Annotated in this window: 11 protein-coding genes; 7 read left to right on the top strand and 4 right to left on the bottom strand. The window is 48.1% G+C overall.

Going from position 1 to position 10,311, the window contains the following annotated elements; all coding sequences use genetic code 11:
* Positions 1 to 432 (top strand): pyridoxamine 5'-phosphate oxidase (pdxH, locus tag ABGY95_RS07825; RefSeq protein ID WP_347441128.1); only part of this gene is annotated, 432 nt, incomplete at its 5' end.
* Between the two features lie 142 nt (positions 433 to 574).
* On the opposite strand, the gene ABGY95_RS07820 is transcribed toward pdxH, so the two are convergent.
* Positions 575 to 1,309: an RluA family pseudouridine synthase gene (locus ABGY95_RS07820; protein ID WP_347441127.1), complete on the bottom strand. Its 735-nt coding sequence runs from the start codon at positions 1,307 to 1,309 to the stop codon at positions 575 to 577.
* 17 nt (positions 1,310 to 1,326) lie between these two features.
* Here ABGY95_RS07820 and ABGY95_RS07815 point away from each other — a divergent pair, with 17 nt between their 5' ends.
* The 6 genes from ABGY95_RS07815 (at position 1,327) to ABGY95_RS07790 (ending at position 6,435) form a co-directional block, all read left to right on the top strand.
* Complete coding sequence (locus ABGY95_RS07815; RefSeq protein WP_347441126.1) at positions 1,327 to 1,569, top strand: hypothetical protein; 243 nt, start codon at positions 1,327 to 1,329, stop codon at positions 1,567 to 1,569.
* An 842-nt stretch (positions 1,570 to 2,411) separates the two neighbouring features.
* Positions 2,412 to 3,158 carry a VC0807 family protein gene (locus ABGY95_RS07810; protein ID WP_347441125.1) on the top strand — a complete coding sequence of 249 codons (747 nt, stop codon included), beginning with the start codon at positions 2,412 to 2,414 and terminating at the stop codon, positions 3,156 to 3,158.
* Positions 3,159 to 3,453: 295 nt separating this feature from the next.
* Entirely contained in the window at positions 3,454 to 3,597 is a 144-nt protein-coding gene (locus ABGY95_RS07805) for a hypothetical protein (protein ID WP_347441124.1), read from the top strand.
* Between the two features lie 41 nt (positions 3,598 to 3,638).
* The gene (locus ABGY95_RS07800) at positions 3,639 to 4,100 is read left to right on the top strand and encodes a YchJ family metal-binding protein (RefSeq protein WP_347441123.1); all 462 of its coding nucleotides are present in this window, start codon (positions 3,639 to 3,641) and stop codon (positions 4,098 to 4,100) included.
* 71 nt (positions 4,101 to 4,171) lie between these two features.
* Positions 4,172 to 4,960 (top strand): transporter substrate-binding domain-containing protein, encoded by a 789-nt coding sequence (locus ABGY95_RS07795; RefSeq protein WP_347441122.1) that lies wholly within the window; start codon positions 4,172 to 4,174, stop codon positions 4,958 to 4,960.
* 53 nt (positions 4,961 to 5,013) lie between these two features.
* Positions 5,014 to 6,435 (top strand): alkaline phosphatase D family protein, encoded by a 1,422-nt coding sequence (locus ABGY95_RS07790; RefSeq protein WP_347441121.1) that lies wholly within the window; start codon positions 5,014 to 5,016, stop codon positions 6,433 to 6,435.
* A 9-nt stretch (positions 6,436 to 6,444) separates the two neighbouring features.
* Here ABGY95_RS07790 and ABGY95_RS07785 read toward each other — a convergent pair whose 3' ends face one another.
* The 3 genes from ABGY95_RS07785 to ABGY95_RS07775 form a co-directional block, all read right to left on the bottom strand.
* Positions 6,445 to 8,238: an arylsulfatase gene (locus ABGY95_RS07785; protein ID WP_347441120.1), complete on the bottom strand. Its 1,794-nt coding sequence runs from the start codon at positions 8,236 to 8,238 to the stop codon at positions 6,445 to 6,447.
* Between the two features lie 20 nt (positions 8,239 to 8,258).
* A complete protein-coding gene (locus ABGY95_RS07780; protein ID WP_347441129.1) occupies positions 8,259 to 9,707 on the bottom strand; it encodes an arylsulfatase in 1,449 nt (482 codons plus the stop codon).
* Between the two features lie 286 nt (positions 9,708 to 9,993).
* Positions 9,994 to 10,311 (bottom strand): class II aldolase/adducin family protein (locus tag ABGY95_RS07775; protein WP_347441119.1); only part of this gene is annotated, 318 nt, incomplete at its 5' end.

Genomic DNA, 10,311 nt, shown 5'->3' with positions numbered 1-10,311 from the left:
GGCATGGTCTTTTTCACCAACTACACCAGCCGCAAGGCGAAGGAAATCGAGGCAAACCCCAACGTCTCCCTACTCTTTCCTTGGGTCACACTTGAGCGACAAGTCATCGTTATCGGTAAAGCCGAGAAAATTTCCGCAGTCGAATCATCTAAGTACTTCACTAGCCGCCCACACGAAAGCCAACTTGGCGCCTGGGTCTCCGCCCAAAGTGAGGTCATACCTAACAGGAAACTACTGAAGATGAAGCTGGCTGAAATCGGCCGAAAATTCAAAGAAGGCAAGGTACCCCTTCCCGATTTCTGGGGTGGTTATCGGGTGGTCCCTCATCATGTTGAATTCTGGCAAGGTGGCTCAGCCCGCCTCCACGACCGCCTAGTCTATACCCGAGAATCATCTGCTGCCGACTGGCAAGTTAATCGACTCTCACCGTAACGTGACCGTCCCGGTCGCTCTAAATAGGTTGCCGGAGGCCAAATCAACTCTCTCTGTATGGTGTTTCGAAATCCATACCCCAAACCCAGAGGGAGCATCAGCAGCTGAGCTGGAAATGGTTCGAGCGATAGAGACGACCGCACTACAAAAATGGACAGGGACTCTGTCCATGAAACTGCTCACCGTTAGCTGGGTGCTCGAAATACAGGTCACTTGCATGGAGAAGTAAACGCTCAGCCATCTGCTCGCTCGCCTCGCTTTTGTACAGATCGCACCCAAGAATGGGATGGCCTATTGAGTGGCTGTGGATTCGTAGTTGGTGGGTGCGCCCAGTGTGAGGGGTGAACCGCACCAGGCTCCTACGCGGTGCATCTAAACGCTCTAGCACCAAGTACTCACTGGTCGCGACTCTCCCTGTGGTTTGGCAAATTTTCACCTTAGGGAAGAGATTTTTATCCTTCGCGATGGCCGCTGAGATCTTCCCCTGGTCCTCGGCAATCCATCCTTCTAGCATTGCTATATAACACTTTTGAACCGCGCGTGCTTGGAACTGTTTGTTGAGATGCTTCGACGCATCAGCATGCAGCCCCACCGCCATAATCCCCGAGGTACCCAGATCTAATCGATGCGGTAACTTTGCCTCAGGGAAAGCTGGGGTCACTCCCTCTTGGCCATGTACCAAACGATAGTGGACAGAGTCCCAATTGAGCGGATTCTTTCCCGACAAGCTGAACAGACCACTAGGTTTGTTGATCAACAAAATGTCGTCATCTTGATACAGGATCTCCACGAGTCCGTCACAATGCGGTGCCACAAAGTCATCGACGATCGTGTGGTTCTCTGTTGCCTCTGAAGGTTGCCCATTATTGCTATGCATGAATTCTACGGCTGGAAATGAGTTGTGACACGAGTAAGAATGACGGAGCTAGCCTGAAGCAAGCTAAACCAATTCACGAGTCTAACTCCACTCTCTACCTCGTGCATAGATTTTACTACTATGGCACACCTGATATTCCAAACCAGCGCGCTATCCTCACGCATAGCAACGTCACATGTTGGGCAACAGGCTCTTATCTTATCTCCCTCACGATTGAATTTTTGATTATGAACACTAACATCAGAGATGAAAAATACTAAACGACCGGCAATCATTACCGAAAGCCCAATAAACACAGTGGAGAAAATCACGATGGGCGTTATCACGTTAGAACCTGAATATTGGGTGAGACTTTTGCACACGTAGACTCTCGGCGGCCACGAAGCCCCCCGACAACTCTCTGTCCTCATTGCAACTAGCCTTAGGGTATGAATTTTTGTGAAGCATGCTTCAATATTCATACAAGCTCTAGCAATAAGCGCCATCAAGTTAGTCGATACCAAACTGTCACAGTGGCGAGCATGCTACCAAAGCTGGAATTGATCGAGACGATCTAAGCCTGAGAGATATTTTTGAGCCTCTTGATTAGCTAGCCCCATTCTCATCCGATCATTATAAGCCTTGGGTCCTCCCCACACAATGACTTCAAAGTGTAAATAGTGTGAGGGATCGTTCTGCGTTTAAGCTGATGAGTTTTCTGACATCTTTTTTAGATAATCATTCGCTATCCTTCGGGTGCTCATGGCCTATCTACACCACAGGAATTCCTCGATTCTTTATCACACAACACAGCATTTCGCGCCAGTGTGATGACCGCTAGTTGTGGAGGCTCCGCTCTTAAAGGTGGTTAAATTCAACCTCAAGCCTCCGCTGGGAAGTAGCAGCTTAACTTTGCGTGCGGTGAAAAATGAAAATAGTCTCATTGGTTTATGTATTGCTCCTTAGCCAGCGCAACACACTTGTTAGACGTTTGGCTTTATGATTTACCAGACTAGAAAGTCATTCTCCACTGGCGAGAGATAAGTCATCCCCACAACCTCCCCCCAAAAACTGAAATCCAGCTTGCATCGACACTCAGTGGGCTTCACAACTATCCCCGTATATGAGCCAGACTGCCCAAAAAGAAGAAAATCCATTGATCAATATTATGGTCAACGTCCTCTTACCCACCATCGTTCTGAGCAAACTCAGTAAGGAAGGTGAGGCGCTCTACCAGCTCGGACCAAAGTGGGCGATGATCGTGGCTCTTGCGCTCCCTATCGGCTACGGTATTTGGCACTGGATCAAACATCGCAAGCTCAACATTTTTTCCACAGTTGGCATGGGCGCCATTTTACTCACTGGCCTCATCACTATTTATCTCTGGTCGAATGACTCCGCCAAGCCACATGTTGCTTGGGTATTTGGAATCAAGGAAGCCATTCAGCCACTTATCCTTGGCTCATTATTCCTGATCACTAGCCGTTCCTCGAGCCCACTCTTTCGCACCTTCATCTACAACGATTCGATATTCGACATCAAAAGGATTGAGAAATCTGTCGCCGAGAAGAATCTCATTTCCAAGTACGATGGCCTGATCTGGAAGTGCACGCTCTACTTTTTCGGTTCCTTCTGCCTCAGTGCTGTTCTCAACCTCGGTCTCGCGCACTATTTCCTCGGCGACCTCGCTCCGGACCTACCTAACTGGAAAGAGGAATACAATGGAATCGTCGGCAGCATCACGCTATGGGGCTTTGCCGCCATCGGTGTTCCAATGATGCTTGTCGCTGGCTACATTCTCTATATGATGGTCAACGGCCTCGAAAAGCTCACTGGCCTGGACAAAGAATCCCTCCTCATCCCCCGTTAGTCAAACTCACACATAACGCACACGATGCGACTCCTAGGACTCATTTACCTTTCCGGACTGGTCTTTCTTCACGCTACACCTGTCGAAGACGACTCAGCTGAAATCCCAACTTCGTAGCCTCCCTTGGTGCCTTGCCTAGCGCTAATGATGACCCTCCTCACGCATCAACTACCTCCCTACTCCGGCCTGATGCAGAAAAGAAAGTGCTCACGCACAATGCCAACTTCACGATCACCTGTGTCAGCACCCCCCGTACAGCTTTGCACTCACCTAGACTTTCTCTCATCTTAATTCATTGAAACACAACATTCTCACCAAACAAATCACACCTAAGAATGCTCTCGTCATTGACGGGGAGGATGCTAGCAAGAGAAAAGCAAGTATCGGGGCGTCAGCCATTGGCAAAGAAAAGCCAGTCTGGCTCCTTACTCAGCAATAGACTATTGCTAGAGCATCCTATCACTCACACCCATTTCACACATGAACGAAGAATCTTTTGACGACGACCAAGCTCACGGAAACGATGAGGAACGCCCACTCCGCATCCGCCTGCGCTCAGATTGCCCTTGTGGCTCTGGCGAGACATACAACGATTGCTGCCGCAGCTACCACTTAGGTAAAGCCCAGCCGAAGACTGCCGAGCAACTAATGCGCGCGCGCTACACCGCGTACTTCTTCCGCCTCCCCGACTACCTCTTTGGCACGACCCATCCAGACACCCGTGAGAAAGACCTTCGTAAGCAACTAGATGCTTATCTTCCTACCGTCATGTGGCGCTCGCTCACGATCATCAGCACCAGCAAAGGCTCGGCTGAAGAGAAAAAAGGTAAAGTAGAGTTCTCAGCACAATGCCACGAAGACGGAGAACTCAAAGAACTCTATGAGCACTCCCGCTTCCGCAAAGTCAAAGGCAACTGGAAGTACCTCGACGGCCGCGGCTAGGTGACCACCTTCTGGAAAGTCTCAAGATTTTAGTTCACGGATTAGGCAATTCCCGCTAGGTTGTTTAATACATGAAATTACTCCTAACAACAATCTTGAGCTTTTCGCTCACATTTGCGGCCTGCGCCGAAGAGGTCGTCGTCGCCACAGACGTGTGGGAGGGTTACACGTCTAAAGATGAACGCGGGTATTACATCGACTTACTCAGAACTATTTTCCCAGCTCCAGAGTACTCCCTCAAATTTGAGTTCGTCCCCTTCAAACGTTCACTTCGAATACTTGACTCAGGCAAAGCAGACATCATGTTGGCCGCTTATTCGGAAGACCTACCACCTGCCCAGCTTGCCAAATATCCTACAGATGCGGATTCAGTCAGCGCAGTAGTCAGCAAAGCACTTGCAACCAACTGGAAGGGGCAGGAATCACTGACACACAAGGTCGTTGTTGCCAAAAATGCCTATGGCTATGACCGCTATTTCAAAACACCCATCAAATACTCCGAAAAGCACAACCTAAAATCGATGCTTCTCATGCTCAAAAAAGGCAGGGTCGATGCAGTTCTCGACTACAAGAAAGACATCAAACCCTTGTGGAAGATCCTGGAACTTGGTGAAAAATTTGTGGTTCTCGATGACGTCATTGTAGAGAATGTTTATCCAGGGTTTGCTGTGGACCGGCTAGATCTTAAACAACACTACGATAAGTCTTTTCTCAAGCTCTACCAAAGTGGGGAAATTAGAAAAATGATGCTTAAACACAAACTCTCGGAAGCTAGAATACCTATGCTAAAAAATGAGGAGGGAATCATCATCCTAGATAAGCAAACGACTGATAAAGTAAATGAGAGCGTCGTAGAGTAAAATTGTCACATTTATTTGGCATACACTAACCTCAAAATACAAAATCACCTCTCATGTTAAACTCTATTCCACGTAAACTCAGCTCGATATTAGTCGTCACGGTTCTCATATCGATGATCACGCAGTTCAACTGCTCATCAGCTGAGTTTGCCAATGGAATAAAAATTGGGGAAGTCAGTGAGACCTCAGCCAGTGTCTGGACTCGACTCACAAAGCACCCGTTTCCCCTCTACATGGAGGGGTCATATAATTTTTACCCGAAAAAAGACACTCCATCTAGCCCCCAACCATGGTTAGTCCCAGGCTCTGAGGGGGAAGTCCAGCTCCACTACTGGCCAAGCTCGCAGCCAGATGGTATCCAAAAAACAGCATGGACATCGGTAGATTCTGAAAAGGATTTCACCCACACTTTTCAGATCTCCAAGCTAAAGCCTGGCACCACCTATCTGTTAGAGGTGAAATCTCGCATAAATAAAGGCTCCGAAATCTCTAGTAACACCCAAGGCACCTTCGTCACAGCCCCCTTAGCTAGCTCGACAGCCCCAGTCACCTTCAATGTGACTACTTGCCAAGGATTCCACCGCCGAGACACTCCAGATGGACACAAGATCTACAAATCCATGCTAGAGAACTCGCCAGCCTTCCTCGTGCACACGGGTGATGTCCTCTACTACGACAAGCCACAGCCTTTCGCTACAACCAAGGCTTTAGCCCACTACAAATGGAATCGCATCTACGCTCTCCCTCTCCTCAAAGACTTCCACAAACAAGTTTCTTGTTACTACCTAAAAGACGATCACGACGTCCTAAAAAATGATTGCTGGCCTGGTCAAACCTATGGCGAACTCACTTTCGCCGATGGCCTGCAAGTTTACGAAGACCAAACAACCTTCCCTGAAGCTCAGCCATACCGCACACGTCGTTGGGGTAAGAACCTACAAATATGGCTCATGGAAGGTCGCGACTTCAGATCCTCTAACAAAACAAAGAACCCTGATAAACGCACCATCTGGGGCGAGGAACAAATCCAATGGCTAAAGCAATCTCTCGCTGAGTCAGATGCCACTTTCAAGTTTGTCATTTCCCCCACACCCATCGTTGGCCCCGACCGCACGAAAGGAAAAAATGACAACCACGCGAATGCTAGCCACAAGGTCGAAGGTGATGTCGTTAGGAAGCTCATCAGCTCTAGCCCTAACACCTACGTCCTTTGCGGCGACCGCCACTGGCAATACGCATCAGTAGATGCGGCCACTGGTCTACGCGAGTTTGGCTGCGGCCCAGCCAGCGACATCCACGCAGCTGGCTACACGCTAAAAGAGCGCACGGAAAGCCATCGCTACCTTAAAATTTGCGGAGGTTTCCTCAGTGTTACCGTCAGTGAAAATGCGGGTAAGGCTCAGGCCAAACTACAACACCACTCTGTCGATGGTAAGGTCCTGAACACTGAATCATTCACCCAAACTGTTCGATAATTTGGTCACTCAATCGAGCTTACGAATCGTCAGGTAACAGACACCTACCTGCTTTTTATCTGCAAGGGTGAAATAGGCTTTGAGCTTTTGCGGTCCCGCTTTGAGTTCCACGTTTTGCACCACAGCGGACTTACTGGCATCCAACTCAAAAGTTGTGAGAATAGTATCATCTGTGGCGATCGTTGCGGAACGAATGTCTAGAGCATCTCCTTTAGTCGCTCTATATGGCTTTGATGCTCCTGGCACATTTTTTCCTGGAGCCATTCCTAGATTGATCGCCGTGTCCGCTTCTTTTGGCCAGCGGCGAAGAGTGACTTCGTAGCGTCCAGTTTGCTCAACATCGACAGACCAATAGCCTTCGTAAATCTTAGATACCCACTTAGTCAGCCGACGCACTCCCTCTTGGTTCCATGGTGGTGTGGACTTACTGATCCAGTCATGAGACGTCAGAGTCACCTCTGGAGCATGCGGTGAGCCAATAATAAAAGCAGCTGACTCGGCGAATCCCGGTTCGATATCTGACCACCATTTCTCATAAGACGCACGCATCTCCAATACGCGTTCGGGCAGTTGCTTGGCCAAATCGTTTTTCTGATCTGGATCTACATCAATAGCATAGAGTTCCTTACCATTGACCAGTCGCCACCCTTGGCTCATGACGGCTGACTTACGCCACTTGATAGGATCAACCACTCGCTGAGAATCTGTGATTAGATAACGATCCTTCCAATCTTTTACATCGCCTTCTTTCAGTAATCGGGCGATCGAAACTCCATCAAATTGAACCCCTTCAGCTTTAGCAGCCCCCGTCAAATCTAACAAGGTAGGAGCAATATCCACAGCATGCGTCAGAGTTTTTATTCTTTTCTCAGCATTCATCTGAGCTGCTGGCCAATGCAGAAATAGAGGAACCCTGTGCCCTCCATCGTATGCACTATTCTTGGCACCTCTCATCCCGGCATTGAACTCGTTGGATCCAGTAGCACTACCATTGTCTGTGGTGAAGATGAAAATCGTATTTTTCTCGGCACCTAGCTCTTTGAGTTTCCTGCGCAGCTTACCCACATTGTCATCAACATTGGTAATCATCCCGTAGAAGGCTGCTAACTTGTCCGATTTCCCCTTGTACAGATCCATATACCTCTGCGGACAATGGAGCGGTCCATGTGGAGCATTGGTGCTAATATAGGCAAAGAATGGCTTTTTCTTGGCTATGGATTCCTCGATAAAGCGTGTTCCTTGACGGAAAAACACATCAGTGCAAAACCCCTTTGCGGGTTTTATTACTCCATTGTGATAATACCCCCCATCGAAATACGCGTTATTCCAAACATCTGGCGTCTGACCAACACCTCCGGCACCATGGATATAAACTTCGTCAAACCCTCGGTCCTGCGGGCGGAATGGATAGCCATCACCTAGATGCCACTTACCAAATATCCCGGTCGTGTAACCACTAGACTTTAGCATGCTGGCTATCGTCACCTGGTTTTTGCGGAGCAAGGACCTACCATTGATTGTGTGCCATACTCCAGTACGATTTGCCCAATGACCAGTCATTATAGCCGCTCTACTGGGAGAGCATGTTGGAAATACGTGGTAGTCATCGAGACGTACTGACTCAGCAGCGAGCTCATCAATGTTAGGAGTCTTGATATAGGGATGCCCATTACAGGCTAGGTCGCCGTATCCTTGATCGTCAGTGATCACAAAAACGATATTGGGCTTATCTGCGGCAAGTGTTAGCTGACTAATAGCTACAAACAACAAGCCGATCTTAGAGTTTTTTTTGAGAATTTTCATAGAGAATTGATCGATAGAGATTACTTAGCAAGGCGTGGAGCGGAGTACCCTTGGTCTTGAATTTGAGTGAGCAGAGCTTGTAGTGTTTTCACTTTCTCTGGGTACTTGTTCGCTAAATCATGCCGCTGGCCTAAGTCTTCTTTGATGTTATAAAGTTCATACTGAGACGCCGAATCCGCAGAGTAGCCATGCTTGGCTTCCCAAGCCTTGTCGCGCTTAGAGTGGTAACCATTTTTAGCCGCAACCAACACCCAATCCCCTTGGCGCATAGCATAAGCATCCTTATAGGTGTTGTGGACATGCGCAGACCGAACTGATGATTCAGGAGATTTAAGCACAGGCAGCAGGTCATGCGAATCCTCTGCTGCGTTCTTGTCTGGGAATCTGTATCCAATCACAGATGCCACGGTGGCCATCAGGTCAATCTGAGAAACCAATGCCTCACTCACGCTACCAGCCTTAGCCACACCCGGGTACTTAATAATAAAGGGTACTCGATGACCTCCCTCGTAAATGTCGCGTTTTAGCCCCCTCAAAGGAGCAGCCGACCAATGGTCGAACTTCGCATCACGTGCATACGCGTAGTTCTCAGGACCATTGTCAGCGGTGAAGATAACAATCGTTTCCTGCTCTTGCCCTGAGTCTTTTAAGGCCTTAAGAAGTTGACCAACAGAGTCATCGGTCTCTACCACCAGATCACCATAGGATCCGACTCCAGACTTCCCATCAAATCTATCGTTAGGGATAATCGGTGCGTGTGGTGATGGGTAGGCAAAATAGAGGAAGAACGGCTTTTCTTCTTTTGCTTGCTGTTTGATAAACTCCACACCTTTGGCGGTAGTGGTCGGGATATTTTCATATGGATCCCAGCCTTCAACCATAGGACCCTTGCGCATTTCCCATGATCCTTCTTTGATTTTTTTGAACAATTTCGTATCTAACATCGTATTCGGAATCTGCACTAACTTATCATTTTCAATCCAAGCATAAGGAGGGAAGTTGATCACAGAGTCGCCGAAATAATAATCAAATCCGTGTGCTAAAGGCCCATCGGGGACTGACTTGCTCCAATCATAGCTACTGAAATGCGTCTTACCGTTGGGTGTATTTGATTTCTTAATTGCATTCCAACCCCAACCAAGGTGCCACTTGCCAATCGCTGCAGTATGATACCCTTTTTCCTGCATCATCTCAGGAAACGTCAGGCGCTCAGACTTGAAGACCGAATTTCCCATAGCATTCACAATACCGTGGAAATCCCTCCAATGGTGACGCCCCGTGAGTAAAGCGTAGCGTGAGGGGGTACAAATACCTGAAGACGAATGGCCATCTGTGAAGCGCATGCCCTCGCTAGCCAGTTGATCAAGATTGGGAGTAGGGATTTTACTCTCACTCGCATAACAATTAAGGTCACCATATCCCAGATCATCAGCATACAGGATCAACACATTTGGCTGTGTCGCCGCCATGCATGTTGCCACTAATAAGGGAGCAAGAGTCCCAACTATTGCGGTTTTCACCACAGAGCTTGTTGATTTGATTGATTTAAGCATGTCTTAAAAAAAACTACTATATAGTACGCCACATACAAGGAAACCTGTCTCGTACGGATAACTTTATTTTTTTTGCACCTAATCGGCGTTGGTTATAAAATTAAACTTCACAATAAAATAACAAAGCCAGCCAATCCACCATTAGAGGCCAATAAGTTGGCTGACCAGTTACAGAACTATATTCTGCGAGAAATTCTTAAAATCACCTTTGCCCATAATATGCATTCTTCCCGTGCTTACGAAGGTAGTGCTGGTTGAGTATATGATCGGGGATTTGGGGAGTGTCAGGATTGAGCTGATAGGTCATCAAAGCCATCTTTGCGCACATCTCGAGAGCTATACTATTCTCGACAGCCTTGGCTGCATTCTTGCCCCAAGTGAAGGGAGCATGATGCTTTAAAAGCACAGCGGGCACCTCCATAGGATTGAGCTTTAATTCGGTAAATCGCTGCACTATGCTAACTCCCGTAGCGTGCTCGTAATCGCTACTCACTTCCTCGGCTGTCAGAGCCCTCGCTAT

This window comes from Rubritalea sp., assembly GCF_039830215.1.
In the GTDB taxonomy this organism is placed as follows: Bacteria; Verrucomicrobiota; Verrucomicrobiia; order Verrucomicrobiales; family Akkermansiaceae; genus Rubritalea.
The sequence above is the reverse complement of the archived record's forward strand: the minus strand, read 5'-3'. Positions and strand labels throughout refer to the sequence as shown.